Below are 20,865 nucleotides of genomic sequence, written 5' to 3'. Positions count from 1 at the left end.
GTCACTTTTGTCCTCGCAGCGTGCTGATGACCATCGAGGCGATCACGGCGACCCGGTCGCACGATTTCTCCCCGCTCCGGTCCTGGACATCGACAAGCATGGTGAGATGGTCCGACACGCCGAGATCCATCATGCAGAGACCTCTCGCGCGGTCGTCGAGGTCGTCGTTGTAGACGGCTGGATAACCGTCGACGGTCGTTTCCAGCCAGTAACCCGGGATGAGACCGGCCGCATGAGCGCGGTACCGGTCGGCGAGACCGTTGGTATTGGCGGTGACGAAGGTGACGCCCAGGCTGCTCGCCGCACCGCTGTTGCGCCACGTACAGCTGGGGCCCACTGCTTTCGCGTTCCTGCTGTCGGTGTCAGGGACGCCAGGGCCGGGCAGATCGAGTTTCCGCAGCTGAGCGGCGGCAAGGATGGTGCAGGGCTGTGGCAGGAACCTGGTGACGTCCAACGGCTGCCGCACTGACGGTGCGCCATGACGTTCCACAGTGCTGGTCGACGGCTGCGTGGCCGCGGTGGCCGTGCCCTGGGTTTTCTCGGCGCACCCGGTGAATGCGAGCAACCCTGCCGTGAGAACGCAGCAGGCTCCTGGCAGGGAACGTTGTCGTCGATCAACCATGCGGGCCATTGAACCCTGTCTTCGCGCGTTCGTCGGAGAACAGATAAGCGATTCGTGCCTTCTCGAGTCGCCGCACATAGGCTTCGGCGTAGTGGTACATCGCCCTCGACTGGGTCTCCAGGGCGACCAGCGATTCGTGGAAAGCCTGCGCCTGCAGCTCGCTCATGACATCAGGGGCCGGTGCTTTGACGAGATGACGTGTCCGGTTGATCCGCTTGTTGCGTTCGTCAATCGCGTCGCGTGCGTTGATCCATTCACTGATGACTGCCTCCAGTTGGCGTACATCTGTGAACATCCATTTGCCCGTACCCTGGTTGAAACCGAACAGGCTGGCGGCTGCGCGCAGTGCTTTGTCGATCATTATTTCGATCGGTGACGATCCACCGTCCGGCACGCCAAACACCTCCCCCGAGGTTTGAACACCGCCAAAAACCATAACCACAATTTCGAAGCAAAAGCAAGGAGAATGGCGTTGGGCTGTCCGGGTGACACGTCAGGGCCCGGCGGCTACATTCGCGGCCATGGAACAGGCCACGTGGACGCGGGTCGACGCGGGGCAGGAGGCGCCGCTCAACCTCATGACGGCGCGCTTCGTCGAGCACGTGTTCGCCCCGCACGCGCATGAGGAGTTCTCCATCGGGGCCTGCACGGAGGGCGTGGAGGTGATCCGCGTCGGCGCGACGCCGTACTACGCGGGGCCTGGTGACATCGTGGTGATCGAACCGGGGGAGACGCATACCGGCGCCGCCGCGGTGCCCGAAGGGTTCGCCTACCGGGTTCTCTATCCACAGTGGACGAGCCTGGCCGAGTCCGGTGTGCCGCACTTCCCGGCGCCGATCATCCGTGATCCGCAACTGGCCACGCAAATCCAGCACGCGCACGAGCTGATCACACGCTGGCGCGATCCGCTCGAGGCCGAGTCCCGCCTGTCCTGGGTGCTGACCAAGCTCGTGCGGCGGCACGCGGTGGGCACCAAGGACTTCCGGCCGGTCCGCGCGGGGGACCGGGTCGCGCTGGCCACCAAGGACCGGCTGGCCGATCGGATGCTTGACCCGCCTGGGTTGCAGGAGATCGCCGCGGAGCTCGGGTTGTCGCGGTTCCAGGTGTTACGGGCGTTCCGTGACGCCGTCGGCATGCCGCCCTACGCGTGGCTCTCGCAGTACCGCGTGACAAGGGCCCGCACGTTGCTGGAGGCGGGCCATCGGCCGGCGCAGGCGGCCGCGTTGACGGGCTTCGCCGACCAGGCGCACCTGACCAGGTGGTTCCGGCGGGTCTTCGGCGTCACACCTGGGGCTTTCCGCAACAGCGTTCAAGACATCACCGCCTCCGGGCGGCGAGGCTTGGCCGGTGACACGTAACGGGTGGATTCTCTTCGGCCTGATGGGCGTGATCTGGGGGCTGCCGTACCTGATGATCAAGGTGGCGGTCGGCGGCGTGTCCGTACCCATGATCGTGTTCGCCCGCACGGCCATCGGCGCCGCGGTGCTCCTGCCGCTCGCGTTGCGCCGGATCGACTGGGATGTGCTGCGCGGGCACTGGAAACCGATTCTGGCGTTCGCCGCGACCGAGATCATCGTGCCGTGGTATCTGCTGTCGGACGCCGAGCGCGTGCTGTCCAGCTCGATGACCGGCCTGCTCGTCGCGGCTGTGCCGACGATCGGCGCGTTGCTGGTGAGCCTGCGTGGTGAACGCCTCGCCGCGAAACAATGGATCGGCCTGGCCGTCGGATTCGGCGGCGTCGCGCTGCTCGCGGGACCGAACCTCAGCGGCGGTGACGCGTGGGCGATCGTCGAGGTCATGCTGGTGGTGGTGGGGTACGCCATCGCGCCCGTGATCGCCGCCCGGAAACTCCAGGAGGTTCCGGGGCTTGTGCTGGCCACGGTCTCGTTGGGTGTCGCGGCGATCATCTACCTGCCCGCCGCGATCGTGACCTGGCCGCGGCGGATGCCGTCGCAGGACGTGCTTTTCGCGCTCGGCGGGCTCGCCGTGGTGTGCACGGCGATCGCGTTCCTGTTGTTCTTCCGGCTGATCCGTGAGGTCGGTCCGTCGAAGGCCTTGGTGATCACGTACGTGAACCCGCTCGTCGCGGTGGTCGCGGGCGTGCTGCTGCTGGACGAACAGCTGACCACGGTCACGGTCGTCGCGTTCGTCCTGATCCTTGGCGGATCGGTGCTGGCGACGTCCCATGCGAAGCAACGGGTTCCCGTACCGACCTAGTAGAACCGCCGCAGGCTTGGCCAGATCTGCGACCACGGCGCAGTTGTCCGGTCGCACAACGTGATCCGGGTGCCTTGCTCCTCATTGTCCACGCCGGCGCCGTTGTCGTTCTCCGCGACGACACGGCATCCCGCCAGATGAGGCGATTGTGCCGGTTGTCCGCCAACGACGAGCACGGCACCCGTCATGCTGTCCGACGGCGGACCCCAGTCCCAATAGGACATATGCCCGGAGTACGGTTTGGGCAGTTCGTGCCGCGGCCCGTAGTGCTCGATCGCCCCGGCCTGACCGTAGTTGCTGGTGAGGATCACCGATCCGGCCCGCGCACCGTCCGGGATCTGCCGCCACACCTGCGCGACGTTCGCGGTCAGCTCCGGCCAGCCGACCTGCTCGCCGGGTTCCCTGTTGATCGCCAGCACCGGCCCGTTCAGCAAAGGCGGTGGAAGCACGGGCAACCCGGTGACCACCGCCATCACCACGCCCACCGCGGCCAGAACACCGAGCGCCGCCCGGCGCAGTCCAGTGGTGAGCCACGTCAGCACCGGCCGGACACCAGCCGGCACCAGCAGCAACAGCAACGGCACCGAGTAATAGGGCTTTCCGCCGACGGCCAGCAACACCACGCACACGACCGGATAGCTCACCGCGAGCGCCCGTGCCCACCTCAGCCCAGGATCACGCCACAGCCGGACGAGACCGGCGATCCACACCACCGCACCGACTGGCGTCAAATACACCAACTGCAAGGGAACGAACGAAATCCGGTTCTCGGCGCCGTCGTCCTCGCTGATCCCGGACGCGACGGTGAGCATCGGGAAGTCGTTCGCCACCTGCCACACCATGATCGGCGCGACGAGCACGAGCGTCACCGCCGCACCGGCCGCCAGCCACCACGTCCGCAGCACGCCGCGCGGCCCGAACACCAGGACACCGGCCGCGAGACCGAAGACCAGCAGCAGGATCAGCCACTTGTTGGCCATGCCGGCACCGATGACCGCGCCGATGGCCGGCCACCACCGGCCGTCGCCGGTCCGCAGCAACCGCAACACGAACAGGCCGAGCAACGCCCAGATCAGCATGTCGGTGGTCGAGGTGGACAGCATGTGGGACACCGCGAGGGAGAACGGGCCGAGCGCGGCCACCGCCGCCGAGACCCATTGGACGGTCCTGTCGCCGCCCAGTTCCCTTGCCACGTAAGCGATCGTGATGGCCGTCGCGGCGGCCGCGAGAGTCGCGACGACACGCAGCCCGAACGGTGTTTCGCCGAAGAGCGTCGTGCTCAGCCAGGCCAACGCGGGCGTGATCGGCGGCTGGTCGGCATACCCCCAATCGAGATGCTTGCCCGCCGCGACGAAATACAGCTCGTCACGGTGGAATCCGTATCGCCCGGACAACGCGGTCAGCACGACGATCTGAATCGCCGCGACCAGCCCGACCGGACGCCAGGCGAGTCTCGGCAACGGCTCGGTTGCAGTGTTCACGACACCAAGAGTCATCAGTGGCCTCCCCAGGTCCGCGCAGAGTACCGGCGTGTCGCTGGAGTGCGTGATCTCTGTCCGGCCACTACCGTCGGATCGTTATCCGAGAGGAGTGCGATGTGGACGTCGACCTGAGCGAGCCGGCGAGGAAGAACGGCGGCTCCCGGCCGCTCGGCGGGTACCTGGCCAAGCCGTCCGGTGCCGGGCCGTGGCCCGGCGTCGTGGTCATCCACGAGGCCCTCGGGCTCAACGACGTCGTCCGCAGGCAGGCCGACCGGCTCGCCGAGGCCGGGTTCCTGGCGTTGGCCGTCGACCTGTTCAGCGCGGGTGGCGTGCGCAGGTGCCTGGTGCCGACGATGCGCGCGCTGTCAAAAGGCGAGGGCCGTCCGTTCGCCGACATCGAGTCCGCACGCCAGTGGCTGATCGCCTCCGGCGAGTGCACCGGCAAGGTCGGCGTGATCGGTTTCTGCATGGGCGGCGGTTTCGCCCTGATGACCGCCGGTGCCGGCTTTGCCGCGTCCTCGGTGAACTACGGGTTCCTGCCGCGTGATCTGGACACGGTGCTGGCCGGTGCGTGCCCGATCGTGGCCAGCTATGGCGGCAGGGACCTGCCGTTGCGCAGCGCGCCCGCCAAGCTGGAACGCGCTCTGGTGAAGGCGGGGATTCCGCACGACGTCAAGCAGTATCCGGCGGCTGGGCACTCGTTCCTCAACGACGCCGAGGTCGGGCCCCGGCCGATGCGGGTGATCATGCGGGTCACCGGCATGGGCCCGCAGCCCGCCGCCGCGGCGGACGCCTGGCGGCGGATCGAGACCTTCTTCGACGAGCACCTTCGGTGAGGATGAGCGATGGCCGAGTGGGACGACGTCCGCCGCATCGCCATGGGGCTGCCGTCGGTCGTCGAGTCGATCAAGGGCGAAGGCACGCTGGAGTGGCGGGTGAAGGACAAGCTGTTCGCCTGGGAACGGCCGCTGCGCAAGGCTGATCTCGCCGCGCTGGGCGACGACGCGCCAACTGGACCGGTCCTGGCGGTCCGGGTGGCCGACGTCGGCGTGCAAGAGGCCTGTGTGGCCGATGATCCGGCCGTCTACTTCACCACGCCGCACTTCGCCGGTTACCCGGCGGTGCTCGTCCGGTTGGCCGAGATCGGCGTGCCCGAACTGGACGAGCTGATCACGGAGGCCTGGCTCGACCGGGCCGGAAAACGTTTGGCCGCGCGGTACCTCGCGGAGCGCTGAACTCGGCGTTCGCCGGTCACCGGTCCCTGGCCGGGCCTGCTGCCTTGGCGGTTGGCGGATGGTGCCGATCGGCGGTCGCGGGACAGTCCCGTGTGTTGACAGAGCGCGACGCACCGGCGCACGATACCTGCGCTGCAATCGTTTGCTGTGGTTCGCTTGGCGTTCGACGACGACGGCGAGGAGATCCGCGATGCGAGACAAACCCGCCAGGGTGCGGCTGACCGCTCTGGTCGCCGCGGTGGCCATGCTGGTCGCCGGGTGCACCGGTTCGAACCAGGGCGGCGGCAGCGGCCCGATCGTGATCGGCACGTCGTTACCGCTGACCGGCCAGTTCTCCCAGCCCGGCGGCGAGGCCAAGCGTGGCTACGAGATCTGGCGCGACAAGGTCAACGGCACCGGCGGCCTGCTCGGCAGGCAGATCGACCTGCGTGTCACCGACGACGCGAGCAACCAGGACACGATCATCGCCGACTACACCAAGCTGATTACGCAGGACCGGGTGGACCTGCTGCTCGGCAGTTTCTCGTCGCTGCTCAACTACGCCGCGTCCGCCGTGGCCGAGCGCAACCAGATGCTCTACGTCGAGCCCGCGGGCGGCGCGCCCAACATGTTCACGCGCGGCTTCAAGATGCTGTTCTTCACGCAGCCCGCGACCGCGCCGCACCACGCCGACGGCATCACGGCGTGGGTCAAGTCGCTGCCGGAGGCGCAGCGCCCCAAAACGGCCGCGTTCATCACCCAGGACGACCCGTTCACCCGCCCGGCCATCGACTCGCTGCAGAAGCAGCTGGAAGAAGCCGGGCTGCGGACCACGTACACGACGATCTATCCGGCCAACACGACGAACTTCCAGCCGATCGCCGGCGCGATCGCCGCGGGCGCACCCGATCTCGTGGCACAGGGCGCGCAGTTCGAAGACGGGATCGGTGCCGTGCGGGCGTTGCAGCAGGTCGGGTTCTCGCCGAAGGTCCTGTTCCAGACCAACGCGCCCGGCAACGGCAACCAGTACAGCGACGGAGTCGGCAAGGCCGCGACCGAAGGCGTCTTCTACAGCACGAGCTGGAGCGAGAACGCCAAGACGCCGTTGAACGACGAGTTCGCCCAGGAGTACCGCAAGCGCTTCAACGCGCCGCCGACCGAGGACGCGGCCGACGCCTTCGCGGCGGGCCAGGTGCTGCAGGAGGCGGTGACCAAGGTCGGCAGGATCGACCAGGTGGCGCTCGCCGACTGGCTGCGCGGCAACGAGGTGCAGACCATCCTCGGCCGGCTGCGGTGGGCTGCGAACGGTGAGCCGCAGGGCAACTTCATGCTGGCCCAGTGGCAGGCGGGCAAGGTCGAGGTGGTGGCCCCCAAGGAGGCTGCGACCACCGAGAAGGTCGTGTTCCCGAAGCCGGCGTGGCCATGACCCAGGCGCTGCAAACGATCGCATTGGGCTTGCTGATCGGGGGCGTCTACGCGTTGATGGCGGCCGGGCTGACCCTGGTCTTCGGCATCATGAACATCGTCAACGTCGCCCAGGGCGCGTTCCTCGTGCTCATCGCGATGCTGACGTGGAAGGCCTGGCAGCTCACCGGTCTCGACCCGATCCTGCTCGCCCTGGCGACGACGCCGCTCATGTTCGGCCTCGGCTGGCTGCTGTACCGGCTGGTCGTGGTCCGGGTCCGTGGCACGACCCCGGCGATGTCGATGCTGCTGACCTTCGGCATCGCGCTGACCATCGAAGGCCTGCTGAACCTCACGGCGGGCAACTACTTCCGGTCGGCCACGCCGTCCTACTTCGCCCAGTCGTTCCACATCGGCTCGATCGTCCTGCCCAAGGCGCAGGTGTACGGCTGCCTAGCGGCGCTGCTCGTGCTGGGGTTGCTGTACCTGGTGCTCAACCGGACGTGGACCGGCCGTGCGATCCGTGCCACCGCGCAGAACCCGTCCGGTGCGGCGCTGGTGGGCATCAGCGCGTCCTCGGTGGCCGCGTTGTCGTTCGCGATAGGCACGGCGACCGCGGGCACGGGCGGTTCGATCCTGTCGGTGCTCTACCCGTTCTTCCCGGCGTCGCACTACGAATGGATCGCGCGGCTGCTCGGCATCATCGTGCTCGGCGGAATGGGCTCGCTGCGCGGCGCGTGGGTCGGCGCGATCATCCTCGGCCTCGCGGAGACGATCACCGCGACGTACGGTTCGCCTCGCTGGGCGACATTGGTGTTCTACGCGGTGATCCTGCTCGTGCTGCTCGTCCGTCCGCACGGGTTGTTCGGCACGCGGCTGCGAGAGGACGTCGCGACATGAACCCGCGGGTAGCCCAAACCGTCGCTGCCGTTGTTTTGGTCGCGTTGATCGCGTTCCCGTTTGTCGCGCCAACGGCCACGTACGAGCACACCGTGCTGTTGTTGGCGTTCCTTGTAGCGATACAAGCTATCAGTTGGAACATCATCTCCGGCTTCGCGGGCTACGTGTCGCTGGGACACAGCGTGTTCCTGGGGATCGGCGCGTACACCGCGGGAATCCTCTCCACGAGGTGGAACGTCCATCCGCTGGCGCTGGCGCCGCTGGCCGGTGTGGTCGCAGTCGTTGTAGCGCTACTTGTCGGCAGTGTCGTGCTGCGAGCCAAAGGCCCCGCGTTCGTGATCATCACAATCGCCATGCTGCTGCTGTTCCAGGTGCTCACCATCAACCTGCCGGAGCTGACCAACGGCTCCGACGGCATCACGCTCGAACTGCCGGCGTGGGGCCGGGACGTCGGCAACATCCCGTTCTACTTCATGTTCCTCGGCCTGATGGTGGTGACGTTCGGCTTCAGCGCCTGGATCCGGCGCACCAAGTTCGGCACCGGCCTGGTGGCGATCCGTGAGGACGAAGGAAAAGCCGCGGCCATCGGCATCCCGACGACGCTGTACAAGAACCTGGCGTACGCGGCCAGCGCGTTCTTCATCGGCGTAGCGGGCGCTGTGTACGCGTACTTCCTGACGTTCCTCAACCCGCTGGGCGCTTTCAACATCCTGACCAGCGTCACGATCGTGCTCGCCGCGCTCGTCGGCGGCCGGGGAACGCTCTGGGGGCCGGTCGTCGGCGCGTTCATCGTCTCGTTCGCCAGCGAGGCCGCGACCGTGTACGGCGGCGGTTCGCAAAGCCGGTTGCTGCTGTTCGGTCTGGCGCTCGTGATCATCGTGCTGTTCCTGCCCGACGGTCTGCTGCCGACCTTGCAACGCCGGTTGGCCAAGCGCCGTGAGGTCGAGTACACCGATCACGCGGGCGCGATGGACCACCGGCCGGCCGAAGTCGGCACCCGCGAGCCGATCAAGCCGCAACCCGGTCCGTTGCTGGAACTTCGCGACGTGCACAAAGCGTTCGGCGGCCTGAAAGCGGTCAACGGCGTCGACCTGGCGGTCCCCGCGGGCTCGATCACCGCGCTGATCGGCCCGAACGGCTCCGGCAAGACCACGCTGTTCAACCTGATCACCGGCACCGGCGGCACGCACACCGGCGAGATCTGGTTCGACGGGCACCGCATCGACGGGCTTTCGCCGTGGCTGCGGGCACATCACGGCCTTGGCCGGACGTTCCAGGTCACCAGGCTGTTCAAGAGCATGACAGTGCTGGAGAACGTGGTCGCGCCGTTGGAGTCGTTCTCGCCGCGGGTGCTGGCGTCCGGCGCCGTCGCCGGGCACGAGGCCGATCGCGCGCGTGACCTGCTGTCGTTCGTCGGTCTCGGACGGTTCGAGAACGAGCGGGCCGGTGCGTTGTCCTACGGCCAGCAGAAACTGGTCGAACTGGCGCAGGTGCTGATGCTGGAGCCACGGATGGTCCTGCTCGACGAGCCCGCGGGCGGCGTCAATCCCGGCCTGGTCGACCGGATGGCCGGCATCATCAGGGCGGCCAACCGGCAGGGCGTCACCTTCCTCGTGGTGGAGCACAACATCCCGATGGTGCTTGACTTGTGCGATCCGGTCTTCGTGCTGGCCAGGGGCGAGGTGATCGCGTCGGGGCCGCCTGGCGTGATCCGTCATGACCCGGCCGTGCTGGACGCGTACCTCGGCGAGGTGACCGCCTGATGTTGACCCTGAAGGACGTCCACGCCGGTTACGGCGGCGGCGATGTGTTGCAGGGCCTCGATCTGAGCGTGGTCCCGGAGTCGGTCACCTGCGTGCTCGGCCCGAACGGCGCCGGGAAGTCGACGGTGTTGCGAGTGGTCAGCGGTCTGCTCAAGCCCCGCCAGGGCACCGTGTCGCTGGCCGGCGAACGGATCGACCGGTTGACGGCACCACAAGTACTGTCCAAAGGTATCGCTCAGGTGCCGCAGACGGGCGCGTTGTTCCCACGGATGAGCGTGCGCGAGAACGTGCTGATGGGCGGTTATCTGATCCGGCGGCAACGGAAGCTGCTGGAAGAGCGGTATTCGGCCGTGGCCGATCTGGTCCCGTTGATCGCGGAACGACCGGGCGCACCCGCCGGCAACCTGTCCGGTGGGCAACGCCGGATGGTCGAGATCGGCCGGTCGCTGATGCTCGACCCGTCGGTGATCCTGCTGGACGAGCCGTCACTAGGCCTGGACCCCAGGAGCATCTCCGCGGTCGCGGCGCTCATCAACGGCATGCGCGAGCGCGGCAAGACAGTCCTGTTGGTCGAGCAGAACGTGCGGCTCGGGCTTTCGCTGTCCACGCACGGTGTGGTCATGGAAGGCGGCCGCGTCCGGTTGCACGGCACGGCCGAGGAGATCACCGACCACCCCGAGATCGCGTCGCTGTACCTGGGTGCCTTGGAGCCGAACGGTTAGGTCGTGTTTCGAATGTCCCGGTCGATGAGAGTCTGCCCCGGCCGGAGGCCGGAATCGGCTCGGTGGGGCGGTTCCTGGCGTCGCCGCGGGATCGCCGCGAATACTGGTTGTCTTTGGGCGGTCCCGCGGTGGCGTCAGGGGCCGCATCCGGCCCGGCTATCGCGATCGGGCATTTGAAACACGGCCTAGACGGCCGGTGCCGCGGTGGACTCGCGCAGCACCAGCGTGGCGGGCAGCGTGATCGACTTCGCCGGCAGGTCCGGGTTGGCGAGCCGGTCGAGCAGCATGCGCGCCGCCTCCGCGCCGATCTGGTAGTGCGGCACGTGCACGGTGCTCAACGGTGGCGTCAGGCGATCGACGAACGGCATGTCGTTGAAGCCGACCAGGCTGATGTCGTCCGGGCAGCGCATCCGGCGTTCGTTGAACACGTCCAGGCAGCCGAGCGCGATCATGTCGTTCGCGGCGACGACCGCGGTCGGGCGTTTGCCTGCCTCGAACATGGCCCTGGTCGCCTTGGCCCCCTCGACTTCGGTGAACTCGTTGGCGGTGACCAGCAACCCGGGATCGAGTTCGATGCCCGCGTCGTCCAGCGCCTGACGGTACGCGCGCTGACGCGTACGGCCGGTGGACGTGTGCTGCGGGCCGGCGACATGCGCGATGCGCGTGTGACCGAGCTCGATCAGATGCCGCACGGCCATCGCGATGCCGTCGTGGTCGTCGCCGGTGACCGACGGGATGTCCGACTGGTCCACGCGCCGGTTGACCATCACCATCCGCACACCCTGCTGATGCGCCTCGGTGAACAGGTTGTCGTCACGCCGGGCGGTCGCGATGATCACGCCGTCGACCTGCCGTGCACGCAACGTGTCGAACAAGGTCCGTTGCCGTTCGAGGTCGTTGTCGGTGTTGGCGATCAGCGTCGTGTAACCGGACGCCGCCAGCACATCCTCGATACCGCGCACGATGGGCGGGAACAGCGGGTTGGTCAGGTCAGGCAGGAGCACGCCGACCGACATCGACTTGGCCGTCTTCAACCCGCGGGCCATCGCGTTGGGCTGGTAGCGCAGTTCGCGGGCGGCGGCCTGGACCCGGCGCATCGTCGCGGGGTTCACCAGGGAGCTAGTGGCCGGGTTGAGTGCTCTCGATGCCGTGGTGACGTGCACTCCAGCGCGTTGCGCGACCTCTTTGAGAGTGGGGGAGTTCGTCATGGCGGCAGCACCCCGGTCTGGGCGGAAAACGATTGCACACGCAGGTTAACACGGTGCGGGTCCGGGCTGACCTGCCGTAATTCAGTGGTGCCCGATGGGACTATTGCTCTCGTGTCCAAGATCGTGCTGCGCGCGGCCCGGCCCGGCGAGGCCGCCGCGCTGGGGGAACTGGCTTTGCGGTCGAAGGCCCACTGGGGGTACGACCGGGATTTCCTGGACGCCTGCCGGGCCGAACTGTCGTTCCGGCTGCGGGACGTCGTGGAGCGCGGGATCGTCGTCGCGGCCGAAGGCGATCGGCTGCTCGGCTTCTACAGCGTGGAAGGCCGTGCGCCGGAAGGCGAACTGGCGCACATGTGGCTCGAGCCGTCCGAGATCGGCAAAGGTCTCGGCAAGCGGTTGTGGCGGCACGCCATGGAGTCGGCGCGCGCCGCCGGATTCACCGTCCTGACCATCGACGCCGAACCGGCAGCCGAGGGGTTCTACCTCGCGATGGGCGCGGTGAAGGTGGGTGAGACGCCGTCCGGGTCGATCCCCGGCCGGGTGCTGCCCCGGCTGCGCGCCGACCTGCCCACTCCGCTGCTCGAGAAGTACGACCGGCACGTGCGGGCGTCCGAGCGGACCGACCTCGAGGACGGCGTGCACGCGGAAACCGACGACCCGGTCACGCGGATCGTCGGCAGACGCCAGGGGTACGCCGGCCCGCCCCGTGATCTGTCCGGAGTGGACGTGGACGCGTTGATCGCCCGGCAACGGGACTTCTTCGCCGCGCGCGGGCAGAGCGTCGAATGGCAGACCCGCGCCCACGACCTGCCGGGGGACATGCCGTCCAGGCTGCTGGCCGCCGGTTTCCAGCCGGACGAGAAGGAAACCGTGATGATCGGGACGGCCGCCGGCCTGGCCGCCGAGCCGGTACTGGCCGGCGGCATCCGCGTCCGCCGGACCGACGACGACGCCGACATGCACCGGATCGCCGAGATGACCTGCGGTGTGTGGGGTCCGGGGTTCAGCTGGGTCGCCGACATGCTCGTCGCGCGCAAGAAGCACCTCGCCGTATTCGTCGCCGAGGCCGACGGCCAGGTGGTCTCGGCCGGGTGGCTGGCCCCCAAACAGGACAGGGAGTTCGCAGGTCTGTTCGGTGGCACGACGGCGGTGCGGTGGCGTGGCCGGGGAATCTACCGAGCGCTTGTCGCCCGGCGCGCGCGGCTGGCCGTCGAACTGGGCATCCGGTACCTCTGGGTGGACGCCTCCGACGACAGCCGCCCGATCCTGGAACGCCTCGGCTTCATCCCGGTCACGACGACCACGGCCTACGTCTGGAATCCGGCTACCTGAACGAAGTCCGCCGTCACGCGAGGACCGCGGCCGTCATTCGGGGACCGCGGTGAAGAACTCGTAGCCGTGCCCATTGGGGTCCAGCACGTACACGCCCCGCCCACCGCCGAGGTGGTTGCTCGAGCGGTCCCAGCCGCCCATCGGCCCGGAGCCGTACTGGATCCCGGGTGACCGCTCCAGGAACGCGAGCAGCGCGTCGAACGTTTTGTCGTCCACCAGGAACGCGTAGTGGCCCGGCCGCGACCCGCGCCGGTCGTCGAAGTCGAGCGTCAGATCGTCGTTGACCCGCAAGGGAACGAACGGGCCCGCCGGTTCGCCGACCGGCAGCCCGAGCAGCCGGGCGAGGAACTCCGCGGCCGCCACCTTGTCGTCGGCCGGAATGATCATGTGGTTCAGCACGATGCTCACGGGACCTCCAATTCGTGTGAATCGCACCTATTGTACGTGCGATTCGCACGCGATGTAGGCTGGGGCATGGTGAGTGACACCGATGGCGGGCCGGCGTTGTTCCGGCTCGTCCGGTTCTGGTCCAGACGGTGGAGTGCGCGTGCGTCCGCGGAGCTGACCGGCGAGATGCGGCACGTGCAGCACATCCAGGCGGTCGAAGCGGTCCAGACGGCCGGGCAGGGCGGTGAGGCGACGGTGAACGCGATCGCCCACCAGCTCGGGCTCGACCACTCCGGCGCGAGCCGGATGGTCCGCGACGCCGCCGAAGCGGGGTACCTGGTGCGCACCGAGTCCGAAAAGGACAAAAGGCGGACAGTCGTCCGGCTCACCGATTCCGGTGAGCAGCTGCTCGCGGGCGCGCGCGACTGGCAGCGCCGCGTGTTCGACGAGCTGACCGAGAACTGGGAGGAACACGACAAGGCCCAGCTCGCCGGCTACTTGCGGAGGTTGGCCGGCGAGCTGGGGGTCTGAGCGGCCCTTACGGGCGGACGGTGACGCTCTGGCCGGGGCTGAGCCGGATGTTCGCGCGCCACGAGCCGGACCGCACCACGGTCTCGGTTCCGGTGGTGCTGTGGACGGTCGCGCTCGTGACCTTGCCGTCGCGCCACGACACGTCCACGGTGAAGCCGCCGCGCGCGCCGACGCCGGTGATCCTGCCGGTCCTCGCCCAGGCCGCGGGCAGCGCGGGCAGCAGCTCGATCAAGCCCGGCCGGGAGTAGACCAGCATCTCGATCATCGCCGACGGCGCGCCGAAGTTGGCGTCGATCTGGAAGATCGTGTAGCTGCCCTGGCTGTACATGTCGAACAGGTTCGGCGCGGTGCCGTTCGAGTTGCTGACCGACGGCCGCAGCACGTTCAGGAACAACTGGTACGCGCGGTCGGCGTCCTTCAGCCGCGCCCAGCACAGGGCACGCCACGCGCACGCCCAGCCGAAGCTGTCCATACCGCGGGCGATCAGCTGCCGGCGCACGCCCTCCACCAGCTCAGGCGGGCTGGTGTCGTTCTTGATCCGGTCGCCGGGGAAGAACCCGATCAGGCCGGACAGGTGCCGGTGCGTGGTCTCGCCGAGGTTGTCCGGGCTCATCCACTCCTGCAACCAGCCGGACTTCGGGCTGACCTCGGGCATGTACAGCTGCTCCTGTAACCCGGCGATGGTCTGCGCGTACGGCCGGTCCTTGTTCAGGATCGCGCTCGCGGCACGGAAATGCTCGAACAGGTCCCAGCACAGTTCCTGCGCGTAGGTGATGCCCATCGCGTCCTGCGGGCCGTGCTCGGGCGACCAGTCCTTGTCGGCGACCAGCTTCTGCCGCACCGGGTCCATGACCAGCCGGTGCTCCCAGAACTCGCAGGCGCCCTTGAGCAGCGGGTAGATCTTCGCCAGGTACACGCGGTCCTGGGTGTATTCGTAGTGCTCCCACAGCGAGTTGCAGATCCACGCGTTACCGCCGGAGTGCCACCACCAGCCGGAGCCGCCGTAGATGTTCGTCGAGTACGCCACCGCCCAGCCGCCGACCTTGCCGGAGGAGTTGCGGAACCTGTTGCGCGGGTCGAGGAACAACTCCTGGGTGGTCTGGGTCCAGCCTGGCAACTGGGCGACGCAGTAGTCGGCGAACGGCTCGAAGCACTCCGACAGGCCCGCCCGGTCGGCCATCCAGTAGTTCATCTGCACGTTGACGTCGGTGTGGTAGTCGGCCATCCAGTCCGGCGTGTTGTTGTGCAGCCACAGGCCCTGCAGGTTCAGCGGCAGGTTGCCGCGCGACCCGGTGATCATCAGGTACCGGCCGAACTGCAGGTAGCTCGCCTCGAGCTCGGGGTCGGCCGCCGCGCCGGGCGTGCCGCGGACGACCAGGCGCGACCAGGTGTCCATCGACCGCTGGTTTCGTGTCGAGCGTCCGAAGTCGACCGTCATCCGGTTGTACAACGACTGGTAGTCACGGACATGCGTGGCAAGCAGCGCTTCGCCGGACACCTTGAGCGCCTTGGCCGCCTTGTCGCGCGCGATCGCCAACGGATCGGCGCTCGCGTTCATGTAGCCGGCCTTGTAGTCGGGCACGTAGTTGGTGCCGCCGCTGAACACGATGACGACTTCGGTGCAGTCGGTGAACGCGACCTGGTTGCCGTTCAGGCTGATCCGGCCGCCTTTGCCCGTCGCCTGGACGACCGCGCCGTACTTCAGCCCGTTGGCCAACTGCCCGCTGAACGCGCCGTCGACTGTGGATTCGCCGTGGGTGCCGGTGATCGAGATCGTTCCGGTGTGGGTGCCGCGGCCGCTGCGGGTCAGCCGCATCACGATCACGTCGTCCGGGTGGCTGGAGTAGACCTCACGCCGGTACCTGGTGCCTTTGTACTCGTACGTTGTAGTCACCAGGCCGTTGCTGACGTCGAGCGTGCGGCGGTACTTCGTAATCGCGTTCGGGGTGTGGTCCGGAATCGACACGGCGGCCTGGGCCAGCACGTTGAAGGTGCCGAAGTGGACGCGTTCGTACGGGAACTGGCCTTCGTTGTCGAGCACGTCGTTCTTGTCGCCCGCCCACAGCGAGATGTCGGTGACATAGAGGGAGTCGCTCGCCGGGTTGCCGCCAATGAGCGCGCCTAACCGTCCGTTGCCGACCGGCAGGCCCTGCTCGATGATCCGGCTCTCCACCGCGGGGGCGAGGTGCCAGAACGTGGTGGCGTCCTCATCGGACACCAGTGGGGCCGACGCGGGCCGGTCGATCTCTTCGGCCTGAGCGGTGAACGTCCGCAGCCCGCCGATCGCGGCTCCGGCGCCGAGCGCGCTGCCGGCTTTGAGGATGGTGCGGCGGGTGTGCGACATCGGACAACCCCAATCATATATCAGATACGATCCTGGTCGGATGATGTCAGCGGGGCCGGTGGGGCGTCAACGGTCAGACGTCGTAACTCTTTGTCCGCAACTGGACAGGTTCGATCGTAACCGATCACAAGCGATCTGCGGTGGCTTGACCGCTTGATGTCGGCAAAGATCCAGCTCGAAGCGGGAAAATCGTCGTCTCGCCGACCTTGCCAGGACCGATTCGCGTGCCCTTGGGATTGCCTACCTACCGGTCAGTCGTCGGGTCAATCGCCTACCGATCGGTCGGGCGACGCAGATAGCCTTTGACTTATATAAGTACGGACTGTTTGAATGGTGTCATGCATGCGTTCGATGTGCTCGGAGATCCGGTGCGGCGCCGGATCCTCGAGCTGCTCGCCGACGGGGAACGAGCCGCCGGTGAGATCAGTGCCGTCGTCCAGGAGGAGTTCGGCATCTCCCAGCCGGGCGTGTCCCAGCACCTGCGGGTGTTGCGCGACAACGGCTTCGCCACCGTCCGGCCGGACGGCACCCGGCGGCTGTACTCGGTGGACCCCGAACCGCTCAAGCAGATCGACGTCTGGCTGGACCGCTACCGCCGGTTCTGGACGCAGCGCCTCGACGCGTTGGGCACCGAGCTGGCTCGGGGCAAGCGCGAACGACGGGCGAACACCGAGGGCGAAGCGGAGAACTAGACTCGCCTCCCGCGCCCCGTCCAGGGAGGTACCGCTGTGCCACCGGTCAACCAGCAACGCCGCGACGCGCTCGCGGACGCCGCCATCGCGATCGTCGCACGCGAAGGCAGTCACAGGTTGTCGCATCGGTCAGTGGACGACGAGGCCGCAGTCCCCAAGGGCACGACGTCGAACTACTTCCGTTCACGCGACGCGTTGCTGGACGCGGCCGTCAAGCGCATCGTCCAGTTGCACTTCGACTGGATCGCCGAACTGCGCGAGAAGCGGGAAGGCGAGCTGGGCCGCGCCGCGCTGATGGAGATCCTCGCCCAGGTGCTGGACGAGTCGGTGACCGTCCACAAGGACCGGTACCGGGCGATGATGGAACTCTGGCTGGAAGGCACAAGGCGGCCCGAGCTGCACGCGACCCTGGTGCACGCGTTCACGTCCGGCGTGCACCTGGTGCACGAGGCCAGCCGCACCGACGGCGTCGAAACCAGCGAGACACAGGTCCACCTGTTGCGGGTGATCTACGTCGGCACGTTGTTCAGCTTCATCGTGCTGCCCGAGAGCCTGCGGCCGCTCGGCGCCGGCGAGACCGCCATGACGTTCATGAACCCAGTCCTCACCCAGTGACAGGCCCTCACTCGGTGACCGGGAACTCGGCCCGCACGCCGAGCAGGCGGATCGGTTTACGCAGGTCGAAGAGGCCGAGTACTTCCAGCGCCGCGCGTTCGATCTCCGCGGGGTCGCTGCTGGGTGCGGGCAGCGTGATGCTGCGCGTGTGCGTCAGGAACGGCGCGAACCGGATTTTCACCGCGACCCGCGCCGCCGGACGTCCCTCGTCGGCCACGTCCTGGGCCACGCGTTTCGCCAGACCCGCCACCTGCGCGGCGACCTGCGCGTGGTCGTCGATGTTCTGCTGGAACGTGACCTCGCGGCTGCGTGACTTCGCCACGTACGGCGTCGCTTCGACGTTCGGGTCACCCGCGCCCAGCGCGAGCGTCCGGTACCAGGGGCCCATGTTCGGCCCGAACCGTTCGGCCAGCACGGCGGGATCGGCCCTGGCCAGGTCCTCGACCGTCGCCAGACCCAGCTCGGCCAGCTTCTTCGTGGTCTTCGGGCCGATGCCCCACAACGCGCCGACCGGCCGACCGGCCATCACGGCCACCCAGTTGTCCCTGGTCAGCCGGTAGACCCCGGCGGGCTTGGCGAACCCGGTGGCGATCTTGGCGCGCAGCTTGTTGTCCCCGATGCCCACCGAGCACGACATGCCGGTCCTCGCCGCGACCGCCGCACGAAGGTCCGCCGCCAAAGCTTCGGGGTCCTCGGTGCGCGCGCCGACGAACGCCTCGTCCCACCCGATCACCTCCACGACCACGGGGAAATCCCGCAACGTGGCCATCACGCGGTCGGACACTTCTTCGTACGCGGGCGCGTCGGTCGGCAGGAAGATCGCGTCGGGACATTTCCTGGCCGCTGTCCGCAACGGCATCCCGGAGTGCACACCGAACTCCCGGGCCTCGTAGGAGGCCGTGGCCACGACAGCGCGTTGCGTCGGGTCGCCGGTGCCACCGACTACGACCGGCTTGCCCTTCAACTCGGGGTGACGTGCGATCTCGACCGCCGCGATGAACTGGTCGAGATCGACGTGCAGCACCCAATCCATGCCCTCAGGCTAGGCCGCGGTGCTCACCAGCGGGGGGTGATCGGCCACGACGGCGGCCCGGCTCCGGCGCCTGGTCGCCGACAGCGCGAGGAGCGTGGCGGCCAACGTGACCGAACCGGCCGTCAGCAGCGCCATCCCCGGGCTGAGCTGCTCACACAACCAGCCGAGCAGAGGCGCGCCGACCGCGCCCGCGGCGGCCGCCACCATGTTCTGCGCCGCCATCACCCGGCCGCGCATGTCCTCGTCGGAGTCCAGTTGCAGGCGCGTGCTCGTGATCGTGTCGATCAGCACCGCACCGACGGCGATCGGCAGGATCATCACCGCGAAGCCGATCAGGCTGGTGCTGAAGCCGCTCAGCGCCTGCAGGCAGCAGCTGATCACCGCGGCGCCGAACAACAGCGGCAACGTCAGCTCGCGCATCCGGGCCGCGATCAGTCCGCCGAGGACGGTGCCGACGGCGAAGACCGCGGAAAGCACGCCGTAGCCGGACGAGCCCGCGCCGAGCGGGCCTTCGGCCATCGCGGCCATCGTCACCTGGTAGTTACGGCCCAGGCCGGACAGCACGAAACCGAGTGCCAGCAGCGTGAGCAATGTGCGACGCCGGCTGAGGTACCCCAGCCCGGCACGGATTCCCGCACGGTCAGGCGCGCTCACGGCCAGCGGATGCAACTCGACCGGTCGCATCAGGGCGATGGCCAGCAGCACCGCGCTGAAGCTGGCCGCGTTGACGAGGAACAGCGCCGGTGAGCCCACTGTGGCCGCGAGCACCCCGGCCAGGCTCATCCCCAGGACCCGGCCCGTCGAGTTGATCAACGAGCCGAGCGAGACCGCGTTGCCGAGGTGCTCACGCGGGACCACCATCGCGCCGAACCGGCCGAGCGCCGGTCCCTCGAACACGCTGATCAGCCCGGACAGCACGGTCAGCGGATAGAGCACCGCCACCGGCGCGTCGGTCGCCACGACCAGCGCGAGGACCACCGCGAGCGCGGCGTGGCCGACGTGCCCGGCGACGATCACCCGGCGTGGATCGATCCGATCCGCCAACGCCCCCGCCCACGGTGCGAGCACGACCGCGGGCAGCGCGCTCGTCATCACCGAGAGGCCGACCGCGGTGGCGGAGCCGGTCTGCGCCAGCACCACCCAGTTCAGGCCGAGGACCTGCATCCACGAGCCGGTGACCGACACGAGGTCGGCGCCGGCCCAAAGCCGATAGTTGTGGTGCGCGAGCGCGCGGAACATCGGCGGCATGGTGCGCCGCAAAACACTTCCCTTTCCAAGGCCCGGGCGGTGTGGCCCCAGCGGTACGACCGCCCGGTCTGTGACAGTGACATGCCGGCCTCGATGCCGGGCGCCGACACGCTACCCACTGCTCTTCGGGAAAAACAAAAAAACGCCGATGTGGGATAACTGACAGCGAGACCGGTAACGCTTCTAGTCCCGGGTGGACCTCAGCAGCTTCTCGCCCATCGCGCGGATGTAGTCCTTCAGCTCCGGCGGCTGCACGACGGTGAACTCGGCGCCGATGACACCGGCGACCATCGCCGGCCACTCGAACGAATCGACCTTCATGATCAGGCGGCACGTCTCGCCGGTGACCGGCTCGACCGTGCCCCAGTGCGCCACCTGGTCCTTGACCGTCGTCGCCGGGGCCTGGAACTCGATGATCGCCTCGTACTGGGTCGGCCGGGCGGTCAACCGGTCGCGGACGAACGCGCCCGCGTCCCCGCCGGGCAACTCGCGCTGCCGGAACCGGGCACCGGTCGGTTTCGGGTCGACCATCCGGTCGGCACGGAACGTCCGCCAGTCATGTCGTTCGACGTCCCACGCGACGAGGTACCAGCGGCGTCCCAGTGACACCAGCCGGTGCGGCTCGACGTGCCGTTTCGACTCTTCGCCGTCATAGGACTTGTAGCCGAAGCGAAGTCGTTCGTCGTCACGGCACGACGACGCGATCACCGTCAACGACGTCGCGTCGACTGTCGAGCTGGTGTTCCCGGCACCCCAGAAGGCAGGCACCGTGTAGCTGCGCAACGCTTCGACGCGTCGCCGCAGCCGCGGGGGCATCACCTGGATGACTTTGGTCAACGCGCGCATCGACGTCTCTTCGATGCCGTCGACCGCGCCGCCCGCGGCGGTGCGCAGCCCTACGGCGATGGCGACCGCTTCTTCGTCGTCAAGCAGCAACGGCGGCATCGCCGCACCCGACTGCAGTTGGTAACCGCCCGCGACGCCACGGCTCGCGTCGACGGGATAGCCCAGTTCGCGCAGCCGGTCGACGTCGCGTCTGAGCGTTCGCGGGCTGACCTCGAGCCGATCGGCCAGTTCGCCGCCCGGCCAGAACCGATGGGTCTGCAACAGCGACAACAGCCGCAGCATCCGTGCACTCGTGTTCGCCATGGC

The 20,865-nt window shown here is 68.1% G+C and carries 21 protein-coding genes; 12 read left to right on the top strand and 9 right to left on the bottom strand.

All coding sequences use genetic code 11. The annotated features are described in order from the left end of the window. Position 1: 1 nt before the first annotated feature. Positions 2 to 622 (bottom strand): DUF3558 domain-containing protein, encoded by a 621-nt coding sequence (locus GC106_RS08580; protein ID WP_173126360.1) that lies wholly within the window; start codon positions 620 to 622, stop codon positions 2 to 4. Further along, positions 615 to 1,016 (bottom strand): hypothetical protein, encoded by a 402-nt coding sequence (locus GC106_RS08575; RefSeq protein ID WP_173126357.1) that lies wholly within the window; start codon positions 1,014 to 1,016, stop codon positions 615 to 617. The genes GC106_RS08580 and GC106_RS08575 overlap by 8 nt, the downstream gene beginning before the upstream one ends. A 127-nt stretch (positions 1,017 to 1,143) precedes the next feature. On the opposite strand from GC106_RS08575, the gene GC106_RS08570 reads away from it, so the two are divergent. Beyond that, positions 1,144 to 1,980 (top strand): AraC family transcriptional regulator, encoded by an 837-nt coding sequence (locus GC106_RS08570; RefSeq protein WP_173126354.1) that lies wholly within the window; start codon positions 1,144 to 1,146, stop codon positions 1,978 to 1,980. After that, complete coding sequence (locus tag GC106_RS08565) at positions 1,970 to 2,839, top strand: DMT family transporter (RefSeq protein ID WP_173126351.1); 870 nt, start codon at positions 1,970 to 1,972, stop codon at positions 2,837 to 2,839. Before GC106_RS08570 ends, GC106_RS08565 begins: the two co-directional genes overlap by 11 nt. On the opposite strand, the gene GC106_RS08560 is transcribed toward GC106_RS08565, so the two are convergent. Further along, a complete protein-coding gene (locus GC106_RS08560; protein WP_312872539.1) occupies positions 2,836 to 4,320 on the bottom strand; it encodes an ArnT family glycosyltransferase in 1,485 nt (494 codons plus the stop codon). The two genes, GC106_RS08565 and GC106_RS08560, sit on opposite strands and share 4 nt — an antisense overlap. Before the next feature lie 116 nt (positions 4,321 to 4,436). Here GC106_RS08560 and GC106_RS08555 point away from each other — a divergent pair, with 116 nt between their 5' ends. The 6 genes from GC106_RS08555 (at position 4,437) to GC106_RS08530 (ending at position 10,323) form a co-directional block, all read left to right on the top strand. Continuing rightward, positions 4,437 to 5,156 carry a dienelactone hydrolase family protein gene (locus GC106_RS08555; RefSeq protein ID WP_173126345.1) on the top strand — a complete coding sequence of 240 codons (720 nt, stop codon included), beginning with the start codon at positions 4,437 to 4,439 and terminating at the stop codon, positions 5,154 to 5,156. Positions 5,157 to 5,165: 9 nt separating this feature from the next. Continuing rightward, positions 5,166 to 5,555 (top strand): MmcQ/YjbR family DNA-binding protein, encoded by a 390-nt coding sequence (locus GC106_RS08550; RefSeq protein ID WP_173126342.1) that lies wholly within the window; start codon positions 5,166 to 5,168, stop codon positions 5,553 to 5,555. 190 nt (positions 5,556 to 5,745) lie between these two features. Further along, positions 5,746 to 6,960 (top strand): amino acid ABC transporter substrate-binding protein, encoded by a 1,215-nt coding sequence (locus tag GC106_RS08545; RefSeq protein WP_173126340.1) that lies wholly within the window; start codon positions 5,746 to 5,748, stop codon positions 6,958 to 6,960. After that, the gene (locus GC106_RS08540) at positions 6,957 to 7,838 is read left to right on the top strand and encodes a branched-chain amino acid ABC transporter permease (protein WP_173126692.1); all 882 of its coding nucleotides are present in this window, start codon (positions 6,957 to 6,959) and stop codon (positions 7,836 to 7,838) included. Before GC106_RS08545 ends, GC106_RS08540 begins: the two co-directional genes overlap by 4 nt. Next, the gene (locus GC106_RS08535) at positions 7,835 to 9,601 is read left to right on the top strand and encodes a branched-chain amino acid ABC transporter ATP-binding protein/permease (RefSeq protein WP_173126337.1); all 1,767 of its coding nucleotides are present in this window, start codon (positions 7,835 to 7,837) and stop codon (positions 9,599 to 9,601) included. Before GC106_RS08540 ends, GC106_RS08535 begins: the two co-directional genes overlap by 4 nt. Continuing rightward, positions 9,601 to 10,323, top strand: a complete 723-nt coding sequence (locus GC106_RS08530) for an ABC transporter ATP-binding protein (protein WP_173126334.1) — start codon at positions 9,601 to 9,603, stop codon at positions 10,321 to 10,323. The genes GC106_RS08535 and GC106_RS08530 overlap by 1 nt, the downstream gene beginning before the upstream one ends. Positions 10,324 to 10,508: 185 nt before the next feature. Here GC106_RS08530 and GC106_RS08525 read toward each other — a convergent pair whose 3' ends face one another. Then, positions 10,509 to 11,531, bottom strand: coding sequence for a LacI family DNA-binding transcriptional regulator (locus tag GC106_RS08525; protein WP_173126331.1), 1,023 nt, complete (start codon positions 11,529 to 11,531; stop codon positions 10,509 to 10,511). 111 nt (positions 11,532 to 11,642) lie between these two features. Here GC106_RS08525 and GC106_RS47600 point away from each other — a divergent pair, with 111 nt between their 5' ends. Continuing rightward, positions 11,643 to 12,863 carry a GNAT family N-acetyltransferase gene (locus tag GC106_RS47600; protein WP_312872538.1) on the top strand — a complete coding sequence of 407 codons (1,221 nt, stop codon included), beginning with the start codon at positions 11,643 to 11,645 and terminating at the stop codon, positions 12,861 to 12,863. A gap of 33 nt (positions 12,864 to 12,896) precedes the next feature. Here GC106_RS47600 and GC106_RS08510 read toward each other — a convergent pair whose 3' ends face one another. Then, positions 12,897 to 13,271 carry a VOC family protein gene (locus GC106_RS08510; protein ID WP_173126328.1) on the bottom strand — a complete coding sequence of 125 codons (375 nt, stop codon included), beginning with the start codon at positions 13,269 to 13,271 and terminating at the stop codon, positions 12,897 to 12,899. A 69-nt stretch (positions 13,272 to 13,340) separates the two neighbouring features. On the opposite strand from GC106_RS08510, the gene GC106_RS08505 reads away from it, so the two are divergent. Further along, the gene (locus tag GC106_RS08505; RefSeq protein ID WP_217280198.1) at positions 13,341 to 13,781 is read left to right on the top strand and encodes a MarR family winged helix-turn-helix transcriptional regulator; all 441 of its coding nucleotides are present in this window, start codon (positions 13,341 to 13,343) and stop codon (positions 13,779 to 13,781) included. A gap of 7 nt (positions 13,782 to 13,788) precedes the next feature. On the opposite strand, the gene GC106_RS08500 is transcribed toward GC106_RS08505, so the two are convergent. Then, positions 13,789 to 16,125: a glycosyl hydrolase family 95 catalytic domain-containing protein gene (locus tag GC106_RS08500; protein ID WP_173126322.1), complete on the bottom strand. Its 2,337-nt coding sequence runs from the start codon at positions 16,123 to 16,125 to the stop codon at positions 13,789 to 13,791. Positions 16,126 to 16,463: 338 nt separating this feature from the next. Here GC106_RS08500 and GC106_RS08495 point away from each other — a divergent pair, with 338 nt between their 5' ends. Together GC106_RS08495 and GC106_RS08490 are read left to right on the top strand one after the other, a co-directional pair. Beyond that, the gene (locus tag GC106_RS08495) at positions 16,464 to 16,817 is read left to right on the top strand and encodes an ArsR/SmtB family transcription factor (protein WP_173126319.1); all 354 of its coding nucleotides are present in this window, start codon (positions 16,464 to 16,466) and stop codon (positions 16,815 to 16,817) included. A 36-nt stretch (positions 16,818 to 16,853) separates the two neighbouring features. Further along, on the top strand, positions 16,854 to 17,432 hold the full coding sequence (locus tag GC106_RS08490) for a TetR/AcrR family transcriptional regulator (protein ID WP_173126315.1): 579 nt from the start codon (positions 16,854 to 16,856) through the stop codon (positions 17,430 to 17,432). A 7-nt stretch (positions 17,433 to 17,439) separates the two neighbouring features. Here the strand turns inward: GC106_RS08490 and GC106_RS08485 are convergent, their stop codons facing one another. The 3 genes from GC106_RS08485 to GC106_RS08475 form a co-directional block, all read right to left on the bottom strand. Next, the gene (locus GC106_RS08485; protein WP_173126312.1) at positions 17,440 to 18,465 is read right to left on the bottom strand and encodes a DNA polymerase IV; all 1,026 of its coding nucleotides are present in this window, start codon (positions 18,463 to 18,465) and stop codon (positions 17,440 to 17,442) included. A 9-nt stretch (positions 18,466 to 18,474) separates the two neighbouring features. Then, positions 18,475 to 19,704, bottom strand: coding sequence for an MFS transporter (locus tag GC106_RS08480; RefSeq protein ID WP_173126309.1), 1,230 nt, complete (start codon positions 19,702 to 19,704; stop codon positions 18,475 to 18,477). A 192-nt stretch (positions 19,705 to 19,896) separates the two neighbouring features. Continuing rightward, positions 19,897 to 20,862 carry a helix-turn-helix transcriptional regulator gene (locus GC106_RS08475; protein ID WP_173126306.1) on the bottom strand — a complete coding sequence of 322 codons (966 nt, stop codon included), beginning with the start codon at positions 20,860 to 20,862 and terminating at the stop codon, positions 19,897 to 19,899. Positions 20,863 to 20,865: the final 3 nt, after the last annotated feature.

The sequence above is a fragment of the Kibdelosporangium persicum genome (assembly GCF_013280595.1).
Taxonomy (GTDB): Bacteria; Actinomycetota; Actinomycetes; order Mycobacteriales; family Pseudonocardiaceae; genus Kibdelosporangium; species Kibdelosporangium persicum.
The sequence above is the reverse complement of the archived record's forward strand: the minus strand, read 5'-3'. Positions and strand labels throughout refer to the sequence as shown.

Bases quoted from the DNA above. Each gene is read 5' to 3' on its own strand.
- GC106_RS08570 (WP_173126354.1), top strand. From the start codon at position 1,144: ATGGAACAGGCCACGTGGACGCGGGTCGACGCGGGGCAGGAGGCGCCG.
- GC106_RS08525 (WP_173126331.1), bottom strand. From the start codon at position 11,531: ATGACGAACTCCCCCACTCTCAAAGAGGTCGCGCAACGCGCTGGAGTG.
- GC106_RS08475 (WP_173126306.1), bottom strand. From the start codon at position 20,862: ATGGCGAACACGAGTGCACGGATGCTGCGGCTGTTGTCGCTGTTGCAG.
- GC106_RS08540 (WP_173126692.1), top strand. From the start codon at position 6,957: ATGACCCAGGCGCTGCAAACGATCGCATTGGGCTTGCTGATCGGGGGC.
- GC106_RS08530 (WP_173126334.1), top strand. From the start codon at position 9,601: ATGTTGACCCTGAAGGACGTCCACGCCGGTTACGGCGGCGGCGATGTG.
- GC106_RS08545 (WP_173126340.1), top strand. From the start codon at position 5,746: ATGCGAGACAAACCCGCCAGGGTGCGGCTGACCGCTCTGGTCGCCGCG.
- GC106_RS08535 (WP_173126337.1), top strand. From the start codon at position 7,835: ATGAACCCGCGGGTAGCCCAAACCGTCGCTGCCGTTGTTTTGGTCGCG.
- GC106_RS08500 (WP_173126322.1), bottom strand. From the start codon at position 16,125: ATGTCGCACACCCGCCGCACCATCCTCAAAGCCGGCAGCGCGCTCGGC.
- GC106_RS08485 (WP_173126312.1), bottom strand. From the start codon at position 18,465: ATGGATTGGGTGCTGCACGTCGATCTCGACCAGTTCATCGCGGCGGTC.
- GC106_RS08495 (WP_173126319.1), top strand. From the start codon at position 16,464: ATGCATGCGTTCGATGTGCTCGGAGATCCGGTGCGGCGCCGGATCCTC.
- GC106_RS08550 (WP_173126342.1), top strand. From the start codon at position 5,166: ATGGCCGAGTGGGACGACGTCCGCCGCATCGCCATGGGGCTGCCGTCG.
- GC106_RS08580 (WP_173126360.1), bottom strand. From the start codon at position 622: ATGGTTGATCGACGACAACGTTCCCTGCCAGGAGCCTGCTGCGTTCTC.
- GC106_RS08480 (WP_173126309.1), bottom strand. From the start codon at position 19,704: ATGTTCCGCGCGCTCGCGCACCACAACTATCGGCTTTGGGCCGGCGCC.